The organism is uncultured Succiniclasticum sp., assembly GCF_902793885.1.
Lineage (GTDB): Bacteria > Bacillota > Negativicutes > Acidaminococcales > Acidaminococcaceae > Succiniclasticum.
Genome location: NZ_CADBFF010000002.1, coordinates 153,344 through 166,810 on the forward strand (window position 1 = coordinate 153,344; position 13,467 = coordinate 166,810).

Genomic DNA, 13,467 nt, shown 5'->3' on the forward strand with positions numbered 1-13,467 from the left:
GGGATAGTGGAGAAAGAAGTTATGAATGTTTTAGTAATTGCGCCACACCCTGACGATGAATATCTCGGTGTCGGTGGGACCATTGCCAAAAGAATTTCCCGGGGGCATGATGTTTACATTTGTGTTGTTACCAAAGGATGCGAACCGCTTTTTTCTGAGGAATCGGTAGTGCAAGTGAGAAATGAATGCAAACAAGCCGATGAGCTGCTTGGCGTGAAAGAACGTGTTTATTTGAACTTCCCTGCTGTGATGTTGGAAACAATTCCCCGTTATCAGTTTAATGAAGCATTTTTCCAAGTTGTACAACGAATTCACCCTGACGAAGTGTATATTCCACATCGAGGCGATATGCAACTTGATCATAAAATGGTAGTTGACGCCGCGATGGTAGCGTTACGACCTAAATATAGACATGTTGTGCAACGTATCTATGCGTATGAAACACTTTCTGAAACAGGGTGGGACATTCCTAATACAGTGAATGAGTTCTTTCCAACTGTATATGAAGATATTTCTGATACACTTAACTTGAAGTTAAGGGCAATGGAATTTTTTAAAAGCCAATTAGGTACGTTCCCTGAAACACGATCTTTGGAAGCAATTGAAAGCCTGGCTAAATTTAGGGGCGCGACCATTGGATGTAAAGCAGCGGAAGCTTTTTCTTTAATACGGGAAATTAAGATTTAAAAAAACGGGAGAAGATAGTATAATGCAAATATTTAATATTAAAGGAATTCATATTGATGGTGTAGTGGCTTGTGTACCGGAGCGAAAAATTGATAATGCGGCCTCGTTACAGGAAATGTATGGCGATGAAGCACAGTTGATTATTCAGTCAACTGGAATTGAAACACGTTATCTTGCTAACGTTGGAACTTCAACCGGTGACCTTTGTATTGCTTGTGCTGAAGAAGTATTAAAAGGGACAAATACTAAACCTGAAGAAATTGGCGGTGTTGTGTTTGTAACCTTTACGCCGGATCGATTAATGCCGTTTAATGCATCTTTAGTGCAGGAAAAGTTGGGACTGTCAAAAGAAATACCTGCTTTTGATATCAGTCTTGCCTGTTCCGGATATGCTTATGGTTTATATATTGCATCTATGTTTGCCAAAGCTTCTGGTAAAAAGGTGTTGCTATTAGATGGTGATATCCAAAGTACTTATATGTCCGGCCTTGATAAATCAACTGTACCTGTTATGGCTGACGCTGGTTCTGCAACATTGCTTTCTATAACGGAAAGCAATTCAGAATGGAGTTTTACGTTCTATACAGACGGTTCCGGCAGGGATTCCTTGTTTATTCCTGCTGCCGGCTCTAAATCTCCGATTAAAGCAGAAGATCTTGCTTATCAGGATTTGCCGGACGGCGGAAAACGGAGAAATGTAGATATTTATATGGACGGGTTTGCCATTTTCAAATTTGTGGCTATGGATGTATCCAAATGGTTAACACGATTCCTCGCAGAAATTGGTGAAAGCGCTGAAACAATAGATTCGTTTGTGCCTCATCAAGCCAATATGTATATGATAAAAAAGCTTGGTAAAAAATTGAAGTTTACCTGGGAAAAGACCTGGCAGTCCGGGGATGCAGTAGGCAATTCTGCTTCGGCTACGGTTCCGGTAACCGTTGCGAAAGAAGCAGCAAAAATGTTGATTACAGATAAAGAAAACAAAGTTTTGATTTCCGGCTTTGGGGGAGGTCTTTCTGCCAGTGCAGGTGTTATTACTTTGGATCCAAAGGCGTTTTACAAATTATTCCAATATAAATAAATATTAAAGGAGCAATGAGAATGCAAAAATTTCTTGAATTGGTAGCTGAGATTTTTGAGGTTGAACCGGGAACGATTACGATGGAAACCGTGTTCCGTGATTTGGAGGACTTCAGTTCTCTGGTAGGTTTTTCCCTTATTGTAATGATGGAAGATGAATTTGGTGTAAAAGTTTCTGTTGATGAGTTTATGGAATGCAATACCATTGGCGACTTGTATAAGAAGTGTGTAAAGGGATAAACCATGCAGAATGTGTTGATTACCGGTGTTTCCGGAGGAATAGGCAAAGGCGTTGTAGAAAAATTGCTGGCATCTGGGTGTTCTGTCATTGGCCTTGACAGAGCAATACGGGATGAGGTTCGTGCTATTGCAGAGCAGTATCCGGAAAAGTTGTTTTTGCAGGAATGCGATTTGATGGATGTCGACCACTTGCAGTATTTGATAAAAAATCTTGTGGCGGAATATGGTCCTGTTGGTGGGTTTGTCCATTGTGCCGGCTTTGATAAAATGGCACCGCTGCATTTAACCAAAGTGGAAGACATTGAGAACCTCTGGCGATTGCACGCACTGGTACCTATGGTGATGATTGCGGCAATCAGTAAAAAGAAGAACCACGCGGAAGGAACCAGCATCGTGTTGATTTCTTCCCAGTCTGCCCATGAAGGTGCCATGGGTCATACGGCATATGCAGCGGCAAAAGGTGCCATTGAAGGGTATTTGGCTCCGGCAGCTGCGGAACTGATGGAAAAAGGTATCCGCATCAATGAGGTTTGTTTTGCTCCTGTGAAAACGCCTATGGCTGCCGGTTGGATGGATAAGTTGAATGAAGAAGGAATGAAAAAACTGTTGGAATCATATCCTCTGGGTATTGGAGAAATTAGCGACGCCAGCAATCTGATTTGTTTCCTTCTTTTGGAAGAATCACGTTGGATTAGTGGACAGATTATTACAGCAGATGGCGGACATTCTGTTCGAAAGGTATAGGAGGAAAAGGTATGCAGGGTTTTTTAGTATTTGTTGCAGGTGTGATGCAGGTAGATCCTTCTGAATTAAGCGGGGAAACAAGGTTTAAAGAATTTAAGAAATGGGATTCCCTGATGCATATGCGTCTGGTCATGGAAATTGAAGAGGAATATGATGTAGAAATCCCCATTGAAAAAGTGCCGACGATTAAAACGCTGAATGATTTTTATAAATACACCCAGGCATAAGTTACGGAGGTTGTTGTAATGAAATTGGCTTTATTATCCAATGTTACGGTAGACTTGCTTGCTGGTATGTTGCAGCGAAACGCAGAGCTGTACCTTTCCCCCGGTTTTGATACCTGGCAGCAGGAGATGATTAACCCTGCTTCGGGTTTGTATGCCTTTAAACCGGACGCGGTTGTGGTTTTGCTTCATGCCGATGCCTATGCGGATACATGGAACGACAGGGAAAGAGGCTGTCAGACCATAGATGAGTGGTGTAGTGCCTTACAGGTGGCAACTGCTAAATTACCAGGTGTACCGGTATTTGTTTCATCCATTGATATCAGTAATGTTACCTGTCATTTTGGAGCAGAAGTACGACTGGAAGCCTATTTTGAAAACTATCTGATTGAACGTGTTCAGGAACTGTACTGCAACGGCAGTGACGTTTACATCCTTCCGGTAAAAGAGGCTGTTGCCGATTTGGGGCGGAAAGCGTTTTATTCGCCCAAAATGTGGTATGTGGGTTCCATGCCGTATTCCATGAAAGGCATGGCTGCCATTGCGGAACTGATTACCCGTTACACTTCTGTTACCAAAGGCGCTAAGAAGAAATGTATTGCCGTGGATCTGGACAACACCCTTTGGGGCGGTGTTATCGGGGAAGACGGCGTGAACGGGATTCAGCTTGCGAATAACAAAGAAGGCGCCCGTTATAAAGACACCCAGCGCATATTGAAAAAAATGAAAGAACAGGGTGTGATGGTGGCCATTCTTTCCAAGAACAATGTGGAAGATGTGGAACCGGTATTTAAACATCCGGATATGGTGCTTCAGCATGAAGATCTGGTAGCAGAAGTTATTAACTGGGAACCGAAAACGGTGAACATTCGCCAACTGGCAACAAATCTGAATATTGGTTTGGATTCCTTTGTGTTTTTAGACGACAATCCTGCAGAACGGGAGCGTATGAAAGCGGAGTGCCCGGAAGTAGCAGTGATTGATTTTCCGAAAGATACAGCGCAATTGCCCGCAGTAGTTGCCAAAGCATATGACGAATATTTCCTGTCTTTGGAAGTGACTAGTGAAGACACGAAAAAGACCGCTATGTACCGTTCAGAAGCTATGCGTAAAACAGAGATGAGCAGTGCTGTTTCCATAGAAGATTTTCTGAAGAAACTGGAAATGACCATGGACATCCATTTTATGAAATCGGAAGAAGAAAAACGTGTAACCCAGCTTACCAATAAAACAAACCAGTTTAATGTTACAACGAAACGTTACAGTGAAGAGGAAATCCACTCATTGGCAACAGCAGACAATTCAGATATTATTACGGTTCATATGGCTGATAAATTTGGTGATCAGGGGTTGGTTGCCGTATTGATTTTGAAATATGAAAAAGATGTTGCTGAAATTGATACCTACCTGATGAGTTGTCGTGTAATGGGTCGCAATGCAGAAAATGAGATGATGGCACGGATTAAAGAATTACTGAAACAAAAGGGCATTGCTACTGTAAAAGCCTCTTATATTAAAACAGCCAAGAATGCACCGGTTGTTGACTTGTTTGAAAAAATGGGATTTGTAAACATTTCTGGTGAAATTAAAGAGATTGGCGACCGTAAAGATTATACAACGCCGGTTGATTCATTACCGGAAATTACCGGTATGTTCAAAAAGGTGCTGGCAGGAGACTGGGAATGAAAATAGACCATATAGGGTATGCAGTTAAAAATATAGATAAAGCTAAAAAATCCATGTCAGAATTAGGCTTTCATTTTGAGGATACGGTAACCGATACAGCACGTAATGTTTACATAGCTTTTGGTGATATGGACGGTTACAGGGTAGAGTTAGTAGCACCGATTAGCACAGATTCACCTGTTGACTTGTTATTGGAAAAAACAGGCCCGACACCTTATCACATTTGTTATAAGAGCGATGAGATTGAAGCAGATATAGAGCGTCTGCAAAAAAATCGTTTTAAAGTTACCATTCCGTTAACTCCGGCAGTGGCATTTGGTGGGAAAAGAGTGGTGTTTTTATTTTCGCTGAGTGTTGGATTGATTGAGATTGTAGAAGAGTGATGATTTTAAGATTGTTTTTTGCAATTGCATTAAAATGATTATAAGTTAACACGCTGTGTGAAAATGCAATTGTTTTTTGCTGCAGTTTCATTGTCAGTTTATGTATTAAACATTATTTTTCATTGGCATCAATTATCCATATTACATAACGACTAGGTAAAAATGTAAAACATATATGAGTTTGAAGCATAATAAATGAACATGGTGACGATGGGAATCTGTTACCAGAAGAAAAGCGCTGATAAAATTTGGGCGTTTTATTCGAAAAACAAAGATTGATGAGTTATCAGAGCTGTTTAATATGTTAAAAGATGATATGAGTATTGCGAGGCCCAGACCATTATTAGTTGAGTATTTAAAGTGCTAATAATCCCAAACATGCGATGAAGTACACTGGTCGCCCGGATTTTACGCTGGAACGCATAAGAAAAGACAGACAGCAAGAATATTGACATGATGGGAACAGTTTAAAAATGATATTTGGTACGTTGAGAGTATTAGCTTTGCTGTGGATGTAAAAATGATTCTTGCAATTTTTAAACCAGTTCTACAAGCTAGTGAAACAAGGGCAAATACAACAAAAAATCCTTTTAACGAAACAAGAGGCTTTGATGAACTAGGGATAGTGAAATATTTTGATAGTTTGGAAAATTAATTTCGTGTTGAATGAGATTGTGATATTTAGGGGAGGATGAATTTGGATTGGTACAGGATTAGGCATACAATTGGCTTGTGTCTGACAACAACAGCTGTGGGAAGGGCTGCCTACATAAAAAAGCATAACATCTTTTATCACATGGGAGATAATTGTATGACAATGTTTCGGAAGATACCTTTATACCCTAAGTTGATTTCATTTGGTAACAATGTTTGGATTGCTTCTGATGTATCTTTTACAACGCATGACGTAATTCACAGAATGATGAACAATTGTCCGCAATGGGGGGGCAGTTTTTGTGAACATATTGGCTGTATCGAAATACAAGATAATGTCTTTATAGGTGCACATACCGAAATCCTCTACAATGTTTCTATTGGTCCGAACACTATTATTGCTGAAGGAAGCCTTATAAACAAAAGTTTGCCTGGCAATGGCGTATATGCAGGTAGACCTGTTAAATATATTTGCTCCATAGATGAATTTGCAAAGAAAAAAAGGAAAACTGATATAGAAGTGATATATGAAAAAGGCGGATTATCAGAAGGAACCATTAAAAACTGTTGGGAACATTTTCGTAAAATGAATGAGAAACATGCCGATGCATAGTAACAAGAGTTTTCAAGTGATTTTATGGGATGTATAAAATGAGAAATTTACTAATTATCTGCGTTGGTGGTTGCGGACGGAACGTGCTGCAATGGACTAAGAACATATATCTATTTCATGAAACCGGAAGAAAAAAAGAGTTACCTAGCTTATCAATAAATAAATCAATTTAATGTAACTACAGAGCGATACAGCGATGAAGAAATCCATAATCTGGCTGCCGCAGAGAATTTGGATATCATTACCGTGCATATGGCAGATAAATATGGAGATCAGGGATTGATAAGGATGACCTCCTCATAATGAATTTTTATCTTGCGATGCACAATTCAATTATAAAGAATTTTAGCACTGGATTCCGGCTTTGGAAGGATGCTTTCAGGTTAGCCGGAACAGTGATTTCTTAAAGCCAGACTGGTGATGGAGTACAGTATAGAATATTTATTCTGCAAAATATATTATAAAACAGTTTACAAATGAGGACGTTATGGCGCTTACAAAGTATTTAAGGATTCCGCAATACGAGGTTCAAAAGTATCCAAAAGAAAAGTTGGATAAAGTGCAGGCATTGTTTTCTCAGGCATTTGGCGGAAGGGTTCTTTCTTTGGAAATGTTACGCTGGCAAATGGAAAAGAATCCCTGTCTTTGTGAAAGAGCGACTTCTTTGTGGAAAGATGAGAATCTGGTGGCGTATAATGCATTGACTCCACATCCGGCAATTCTTAACGGAAAAGATGTTATTTCTGCCGTAAGCGGCACTACAATGGCTGATGAACATTTTTTAGGTGCTTCCTTACAGCTTTTTACAGAATGTGCCAGGCAGAATGAAGATATAGGCATTATCTACGGCTTTCCAAACAATAATTCATATGGTATTACTGTAAAATTTTTGCAGCATCACTATGTTGGGGACGTGGCCTTTTGGACAGCTAAGGCAAAAAAATGTGATGTGTCAGAGCAAATTCGTAGATTTTCCGAATTTACAGATGATTATGAAGCAATCAGCAGGGAATTGTCTAAAACGCACGTTTTTATAAAAACACGAAAGGCGGAATTTTTAAATTGGCGTTTTTTTCAAAAACCTGGATTTGATTATACAGGATTTGAGTATATTGATAATAGGAAGCGTGGTTATGTTGTGGTTGATACTTACGAAGAAAATAGTTTGAGGCAACTACAGATTGTTGATATTATTGCAGATTCAAAAGAAATAATGTATGAATTATTATTGTATGCGAAAAATCTGGCAAAAGAATGGAAATGTGACATATTAAAAGTTTGGCTGACTTCTGAACAGTATAAAAATATATTGGGGAAAGCCGGATTTGTTAATGGCGATCATCCTTTCCCTATGACTTGTTGGACGCAGAATTTGGATATTTGTAATTCATATATCACAATGATGGATTCAGATATATTTTAAAAGGTTTAAGATATTATGAAAAGTAATTTGCCAAAAGTAAAGAAAACATTTTATTCAATGTATATAAAAAGGTTTTTGGATATTATTCTTAGTAGTGTTGCAATTGTGATTTTTTCGCCAGTATTATTAGTTATCTGTATTTTGGAAATGATTTTTCATGGGCGGCCGATAATTTATAATACCAAGAGACCGGGAAAAGATGCTAAACTGTTTAGTATGTACAAATTTCGGAGCATGACAAATGAACATGGGGAAGACGGCTATTTACTTCCAGAGGAAAAAAGGCTTACTAAATTCGGCTATTTTATCCGGAAAACATCACTCGACGAGTTGCCGGGGCTTTTCAATATTTTAAAAGGTGATATGAGTATTGTTGGACCACGGCCATTATTGGTTGAGTATTTGCAATATTATAATCAACGTCATGCTATGCGCCATGCCATAAGGCCTGGACTCACGTTAGAGCGAATTATAAAAACTGACAGTAAAACATGGACATGGCGAGAACAATTCGAGAATGATATTTGGTATATCGAAAATGTTAGTTTAATAGTTGATCTAAAGATGGTGTTGGCTATCTTTAAAGCGGTAGTAAGAGGCAGTGAATACCGGGCCAGTGATACACGGGCGCCTTTTGATGGTACAAATCTTGATGAGACAAAGGACAGAAATGAATTAGGAGTAGAACGGCATTTTGACAGTTTAGAGCAGAATAATGAAAATCATAGTAATACTGGGAGCCGGTGATTTTGGGAAAGAAGATGCCTGGCTAATAGAAGATATTAACAAGTAGCATTCTGTTTACAAAATTTACGGGTTTCTTGTTGATGATCCAAATAAACAAGGACGGCGTCTTAATGAATATGAGTGCTGTGTGGTTGATTATATTTTGGAATTGGCGAAAGAAAACGATATTTACGCTGTAATTGCCGTGCAGGACGGCGCTATCCAGAAAAGCATTATTGAAGATTGTATGATTTTGATGCATGGGAAACATTAACCCGCCCTTATGAGAATACGTCTGATACTTTTGTTATTGGGAAAGGTTGCTGTTACGGTTATGGGAGTACGGGAAAAAGTCGTTAAGCTGATGTTAGATAAGCTGTATCTTAATCTTGTTATATTTTATATAATAGTATAGGTATAATGATTATAAGGCGCTTTGTAAGTGATTTGTTAGACTCCAATATGTACTTATTCGAAGAAGAGAATCATATACTTGTGATTGATCCGTCTGATCCAGATGTAATCATGAAAAGATGTCGTTACGCTGCGTCTGTTACAGTACTTTTAACACACGAGCATTTTGATCATATTTACGGATTGAATACATTAAGGAAAGTATGTAATACTACTTGCAGGGTTATTGCCAGCAAAAAATGTTCGGAGAAAATACAGGATGCAAAGGAAAATTTGTCTGCGTATGCAGAAGTATTGGCAGAATTAGCAGGTAAAAAAAAGCCAGAAAGGTGGTCTCCTTTTGTATGTGGTAAAGCAGATGTAACCTTTAGTGACAGTTATTCATTTCATTGGAAGAACCATTTAGTAGAAATGTTCACCACGCCTGGCCATTCTGAGGGCAGTTGCTGTATCTTGATGGATGATATGTTGTTTGTGGGTGATACTATATTAGAGAATGGATTGATGGTCAAGTTTCCGGGGAGCAGCAAAAAGTTATATCGTGAACGTACGTTACCATTTTTGGAAAAACTGATGTTAAAATTGGATTGGGCTTATCCAGGGCATGGGGAGGTGCTGTTTAATAGCCATTCACTGGAATTGATCAAAAAATGCGTGTTTTGATAATTATAATCATAATGGTTTCAACAATATTTGTGGAAGGAATAGTGTAATTTGAAATGGATAATTCATATGGACTAGAAACCGTTCAAAAAAGATTATTACAATCATTAATTCTTTTTGATTACATTTGCAGAGAAAATAAAATTTGTTATTCATTACATGGGGGCACACTCTTGGGAGCAGAAAGACATAAAGGTTTTATCCCTTGGGATGATGATGTAGATGTTGTGATGACACGTGAAGAATATAAAAAATTTAAAACAATTATAGCAGCAAAACGCTATCGTGATGTTGTATTATATGAAGATGTGTTATGGGTATCGCGCTTTGTACATATTACGGAGGAAGAAGCGGTATTTATAGATATCTTAATTTATGATTATATTACTGAAAATAAATTGGGAGCCCTTTTAAAAGTTAATTTGTTAAGATTTTTGCAGGGGATGATAAAACCGAAAGAGAATATAGTATTTGTTGGACGCAATATTTTTTATAAAATTTTGATTTGTATTACATATGCATTAGGCAAGTTATTTTCACTTAAAAGGAAGTTAGACTGGTATCACGACTTGGAGGAGAAAAGATTTTTAGGAAATAAAACCAGAATTCATCGTTCCAATGACACATTTTATTGGTTACCATTAACATTTGACTGTGATTTTATGAAAGAATATAGTGATATAACTTTCGAAAATAAGAGTTTTATGGTTAATAAACGATATGAAGAAGCACTGGTGACTAGTTATGGTGTAAATTACATGACACCGCCGCCGGAAAAAGATAGAAAAGCACAACATAGTGTGATAAGAAACTCAATCACAAGAAGGCAGGACAAAAAACGTGAGATTCCGGGAGGAAACTGAAAGTAATTTTGGAAGACATGGGATATACATTGCCATAGAGGATAGTGTTATCAAAAGCCATTATATATCTACCTATCTATCTACCGCACCATGCGTGAACAGTGCTTGATTATGGATAGGCGAGTTTCACTTTACGCTAAAATAATTAGTATGGGGAATGATGTATGGATCATAACGTGTATTTTGTTATGCTTGATGTTACACACAGCATGTTAAATAAACCTGAAACTACTATGTACACTGAGGGGAAGTACGCTTAGAATGTTGGATGTGTAGAGATTGGAGACAATGTTGACATTGCTGCGGGTATATGTATTCTTTATAATTTTAAAATAGGTTTTAATGTGATTATTGTTGAATGCAGTTTGATAAATAAAGTTATACTAGTTAATTGTGTAGTAGCTGGCGTTCCTGCGAAAATAATTAAAAACGTAAATCGGATGACGAATCTTTGGAGTGAGGGGATTGGGCAAGAGACAGTCAGTTTGGATGCAGAAGAAAAAATGAGGGAAATGTTTTGGACGGATCAAATGACTGATTGAAAATAGATTTTGGGAAATACTGAATAATTTGTAAAAATCATGGCTAATACTAATAAATTAAATGCATACACATTGCAGTAATTATACGAGACAGGTTGTGATAATATGAAACATGAAATAAAAAAAAATATTGCTTTTGTGACGCTTCATTTGACTAACGGTGGTGCAGAGAGGGTAACAACTGAAATTGCTTTAGAATGGGAAAAAGAAGGATACGACGTTACGTTTATTCAACTTGCGCCGTCTATGTATGCAAATCAATATAATATTTCAAAAGGTATGAAGTTTATCGATCTAGAATATCATAAGAATAAAGTAATTCGCTATTTTATATGGATTTATAGTTTAATTACAATCATGAAGAAAATGCCTGAAACTACGTTTGTCGGATTTGTATTACAATCACATTTTGTTTTAGGTATAGCATCCTTATTTACGAGTAACCGTATTATTTTATCATTAAGAAGTGATCCACAAAATACATGTAATACTTTTCTATTGCGGTATTTGAGAAATTTTTCTTTGGGACATGCAGATTTATGTGTTTTTCAAACAAAAGATGCAATGAATTTTTTCTCAAAAGCTATTCGTGATAAGGGCGTGATTATTCCAAATCCAATTAATGGTAGCTTACCGGTTGTTTATGGGGGTAAACGAGAGAAGAAGATTATTTCTGCATGCCGATTAGATAGGCAGAAAAATATCCCTATGATGATATTAGCTTTTAAGAAATTACAGGCATTTTATCCGGAATATAAACTATATATTTATGGAAGAGGCCCTTTAGAAAATGAAATCAGGCAATTAATTAAAAGGGAGAATCTTGAAGGCAAGGTATTTTTGCCAGGCTTTAGTGATAATATTTATGATGAGATGAATAAGAGCGCTATGTTTGTATTGTCATCGGATTACGAGGGGATTTCTAATTCCATGTTAGAATCATTAGCTATGGGTTTACCTTCTGTTGTTACCGATTGCCCTGCAGGTGGCGCAAGAATGGTAATTGAAAATAACGTGAATGGTATTTTGGTACCGGTTGGTGATGTACAAGCAATGTTTGAAGGGATGAAGAAAATATTGGAAGATGAGAGTTTTGCAAAAATGCTATCAAAAAATGCTGTTAAAATCAGAAACAAGTATCCCGTTGAGAAGATTGCACAGATGTGGTTAGATGTGATTTAACACTTCTATATAGTAATTATGAAAAGGTATTTAATTTATGATTATTGATTATGCAATACTTTTTGCATTCCCCCCGTTGGCATTATTTTATTTTCTTGTTGGGTTAGTTTATAATCCATCAAAATGGAGAAAATATATTCCTGCTTTTTTGTTTTTTGTATTTATTATTATTTGCGCATTTACGTTGAAACATGGTACTAATAAAGATTTAATTAGATACTATGAATCGTTATATTTAGCAAAGCAATTAACATTACCGGAAATCAGTCAATTCTTTGATGATGGTTTATATGTCATGCATTTTATTTATTGGGGGCTTGGTCGATTAGGGGTTCCACAATTATTGCCAGCTTTATCAATCACGATTGTAATGCTATCAGTAACTTATATAACCTGCGATTTAGCTGAACATTATAATTCGGTTAAATCAATAAAATTTGTTTTACTTTTTCAATTGCTGCTTTTGCCGTTTATGTATGTTATGGAAACCGTTCGAAGCGGAATGGCGTTAGCTTTAATTATATTATTGGCTTATTTGGATATAGTTAAAGAGGAAAAAAATCTATTTGTATTTATAGGTTATTTAGCTTGTATTTTTATCCATCATTCTGCCATATTTTTAATTTTATTTAGAATAGCATGTTCGTTGCCAGAAAAAATAAAAAAAGTATTGTTATTTTTCCCCGTATTAACAATGCCAACAATATATTATTTACAAGAGATTATTTATAGGTTTAATTTAGTTCAATATCAGTTTTTTGTAAAACTTTCTTCAAAAGCGTTGAATTATTCAACCAATGAATACACTGCTTATGGATTGGCTGCTGAAAACTCGTTATCTTTTCTTTTATTAAAAACCACTATGTCTGTTGAGGCAGTTCTAATGTTAATAATTGTATTTTATTTATTAAAAAGTGGTATTATTGAAGAACAACGACAACGGTCTTTTTTGTATTTTTTTAGCTTGATTAATTTATTTGTTTTAGCGATTGTTCCAATGCCAGTTCCATTGTATTGGCGATTTGCAGCAGCTGGATATGCATGTTGCGGTGCATATATGATGCCGGTTAGGAAGCATTATAAGTGTTTGCCGTTAGCTATAAAAATAGTGTATCTATCTTTATGGTTATGCACTATCCCTTCACTTGTTTTTCAAATACGTTGGACTTATACTTATATTGACAGCATTTTAGATTGGGGCGCTGATATACTTTTAACTAATATGTACACCGTATTATTTGAAATATTGACCAATATTCTTTAAATGATTAATGCATATAAACTGAATGGTTTTATCTTGTATGATGCATCTTTTAAATTAGTCCCATTTTAATGAAATG

Annotated in this window: 17 protein-coding genes; all 17 read left to right on the forward strand. The window is 36.7% G+C overall.

Annotated features, from left to right (window positions below):
- Positions 1-21 precede the first annotated feature (21 nt).
- The gene (locus tag QZV31_RS01805; RefSeq protein ID WP_295357281.1) at positions 22-687 is read left to right on the forward strand and encodes a PIG-L deacetylase family protein; all 666 of its coding nucleotides are present in this window, start codon (positions 22-24) and stop codon (positions 685-687) included.
- Between the two features lie 22 nt (positions 688-709).
- A complete protein-coding gene (locus tag QZV31_RS01810; RefSeq protein ID WP_295357284.1) occupies positions 710-1,771 on the forward strand; it encodes a ketoacyl-ACP synthase III in 1,062 nt (353 codons plus the stop codon).
- Between the two features lie 20 nt (positions 1,772-1,791).
- Positions 1,792-2,010: an acyl carrier protein gene (locus tag QZV31_RS01815; RefSeq protein ID WP_295357286.1), complete on the forward strand. Its 219-nt coding sequence runs from the start codon at positions 1,792-1,794 to the stop codon at positions 2,008-2,010.
- A gap of 3 nt (positions 2,011-2,013) precedes the next feature.
- A complete protein-coding gene (locus QZV31_RS01820) occupies positions 2,014-2,754 on the forward strand; it encodes an SDR family oxidoreductase (protein WP_295357288.1) in 741 nt (246 codons plus the stop codon).
- Positions 2,755-2,765: 11 nt separating this feature from the next.
- Complete coding sequence (locus tag QZV31_RS01825) at positions 2,766-2,981, forward strand: acyl carrier protein (RefSeq protein WP_295357290.1); 216 nt, start codon at positions 2,766-2,768, stop codon at positions 2,979-2,981.
- Positions 2,982-2,999: 18 nt separating this feature from the next.
- The gene (locus tag QZV31_RS01830) at positions 3,000-4,664 is read left to right on the forward strand and encodes an HAD family hydrolase (RefSeq protein ID WP_295357293.1); all 1,665 of its coding nucleotides are present in this window, start codon (positions 3,000-3,002) and stop codon (positions 4,662-4,664) included.
- Entirely contained in the window at positions 4,661-5,047 is a 387-nt protein-coding gene (locus tag QZV31_RS01835) for a VOC family protein (RefSeq protein WP_295357295.1), read from the forward strand. Before QZV31_RS01830 ends, QZV31_RS01835 begins: the two co-directional genes overlap by 4 nt.
- Positions 5,048-5,285: 238 nt before the next feature.
- Positions 5,286-5,414 (forward strand): sugar transferase, encoded by a 129-nt coding sequence (locus tag QZV31_RS12965; RefSeq protein ID WP_366508675.1) that lies wholly within the window; start codon positions 5,286-5,288, stop codon positions 5,412-5,414.
- Positions 5,415-5,567: 153 nt separating this feature from the next.
- The gene (locus QZV31_RS01840; RefSeq protein WP_295357298.1) at positions 5,568-5,702 is read left to right on the forward strand and encodes a hypothetical protein; all 135 of its coding nucleotides are present in this window, start codon (positions 5,568-5,570) and stop codon (positions 5,700-5,702) included.
- Positions 5,703-5,858: 156 nt separating this feature from the next.
- Positions 5,859-6,314 (forward strand): hypothetical protein, encoded by a 456-nt coding sequence (locus tag QZV31_RS01845; protein ID WP_295357301.1) that lies wholly within the window; start codon positions 5,859-5,861, stop codon positions 6,312-6,314.
- Between the two features lie 487 nt (positions 6,315-6,801).
- On the forward strand, positions 6,802-7,737 hold the full coding sequence (locus QZV31_RS01850; RefSeq protein WP_295357302.1) for a hypothetical protein: 936 nt from the start codon (positions 6,802-6,804) through the stop codon (positions 7,735-7,737).
- 15 nt (positions 7,738-7,752) lie between these two features.
- Positions 7,753-8,484 (forward strand): sugar transferase, encoded by a 732-nt coding sequence (locus QZV31_RS01855; protein WP_295357305.1) that lies wholly within the window; start codon positions 7,753-7,755, stop codon positions 8,482-8,484.
- 127 nt (positions 8,485-8,611) lie between these two features.
- Positions 8,612-8,737, forward strand: coding sequence for a hypothetical protein (locus tag QZV31_RS01860; RefSeq protein ID WP_295357308.1), 126 nt, complete (start codon positions 8,612-8,614; stop codon positions 8,735-8,737).
- A gap of 188 nt (positions 8,738-8,925) precedes the next feature.
- Positions 8,926-9,540, forward strand: a complete 615-nt coding sequence (locus QZV31_RS01865) for an MBL fold metallo-hydrolase (RefSeq protein WP_295357399.1) — start codon at positions 8,926-8,928, stop codon at positions 9,538-9,540.
- Positions 9,541-9,596: 56 nt separating this feature from the next.
- On the forward strand, positions 9,597-10,403 hold the full coding sequence (locus tag QZV31_RS01870; RefSeq protein WP_295357311.1) for a LicD family protein: 807 nt from the start codon (positions 9,597-9,599) through the stop codon (positions 10,401-10,403).
- 647 nt (positions 10,404-11,050) lie between these two features.
- On the forward strand, positions 11,051-12,127 hold the full coding sequence (locus QZV31_RS01875) for a glycosyltransferase (protein ID WP_295357314.1): 1,077 nt from the start codon (positions 11,051-11,053) through the stop codon (positions 12,125-12,127).
- Positions 12,128-12,164: 37 nt separating this feature from the next.
- On the forward strand, positions 12,165-13,391 hold the full coding sequence (locus QZV31_RS01880; protein ID WP_295357316.1) for an EpsG family protein: 1,227 nt from the start codon (positions 12,165-12,167) through the stop codon (positions 13,389-13,391).
- Positions 13,392-13,467 lie beyond the last annotated feature (76 nt).

What these genes read in the sequence shown, in the direction of transcription:
- QZV31_RS01805 (WP_295357281.1), top strand. Translation starts at nt 22, where the DNA reads ATGAATGTTTTAGTAATTGCGCCACACCCTGACGATGAATATCTCGGT.
- QZV31_RS01810 (WP_295357284.1), top strand. Translation starts at nt 710, where the DNA reads ATGCAAATATTTAATATTAAAGGAATTCATATTGATGGTGTAGTGGCT.
- QZV31_RS01815 (WP_295357286.1), top strand. Translation starts at nt 1,792, where the DNA reads ATGCAAAAATTTCTTGAATTGGTAGCTGAGATTTTTGAGGTTGAACCG.
- QZV31_RS01820 (WP_295357288.1), top strand. Translation starts at nt 2,014, where the DNA reads ATGCAGAATGTGTTGATTACCGGTGTTTCCGGAGGAATAGGCAAAGGC.
- QZV31_RS01825 (WP_295357290.1), top strand. Translation starts at nt 2,766, where the DNA reads ATGCAGGGTTTTTTAGTATTTGTTGCAGGTGTGATGCAGGTAGATCCT.
- QZV31_RS01830 (WP_295357293.1), top strand. Translation starts at nt 3,000, where the DNA reads ATGAAATTGGCTTTATTATCCAATGTTACGGTAGACTTGCTTGCTGGT.
- QZV31_RS01835 (WP_295357295.1), top strand. Translation starts at nt 4,661, where the DNA reads ATGAAAATAGACCATATAGGGTATGCAGTTAAAAATATAGATAAAGCT.
- QZV31_RS01840 (WP_295357298.1), top strand. Translation starts at nt 5,568, where the DNA reads ATGATTCTTGCAATTTTTAAACCAGTTCTACAAGCTAGTGAAACAAGG.
- QZV31_RS01845 (WP_295357301.1), top strand. Translation starts at nt 5,859, where the DNA reads ATGACAATGTTTCGGAAGATACCTTTATACCCTAAGTTGATTTCATTT.
- QZV31_RS01850 (WP_295357302.1), top strand. Translation starts at nt 6,802, where the DNA reads ATGGCGCTTACAAAGTATTTAAGGATTCCGCAATACGAGGTTCAAAAG.
- QZV31_RS01855 (WP_295357305.1), top strand. Translation starts at nt 7,753, where the DNA reads ATGAAAAGTAATTTGCCAAAAGTAAAGAAAACATTTTATTCAATGTAT.
- QZV31_RS01865 (WP_295357399.1), top strand. Translation starts at nt 8,926, where the DNA reads ATGTACTTATTCGAAGAAGAGAATCATATACTTGTGATTGATCCGTCT.
- QZV31_RS01870 (WP_295357311.1), top strand. Translation starts at nt 9,597, where the DNA reads ATGGATAATTCATATGGACTAGAAACCGTTCAAAAAAGATTATTACAA.
- QZV31_RS01875 (WP_295357314.1), top strand. Translation starts at nt 11,051, where the DNA reads ATGAAACATGAAATAAAAAAAAATATTGCTTTTGTGACGCTTCATTTG.
- QZV31_RS01880 (WP_295357316.1), top strand. Translation starts at nt 12,165, where the DNA reads ATGATTATTGATTATGCAATACTTTTTGCATTCCCCCCGTTGGCATTA.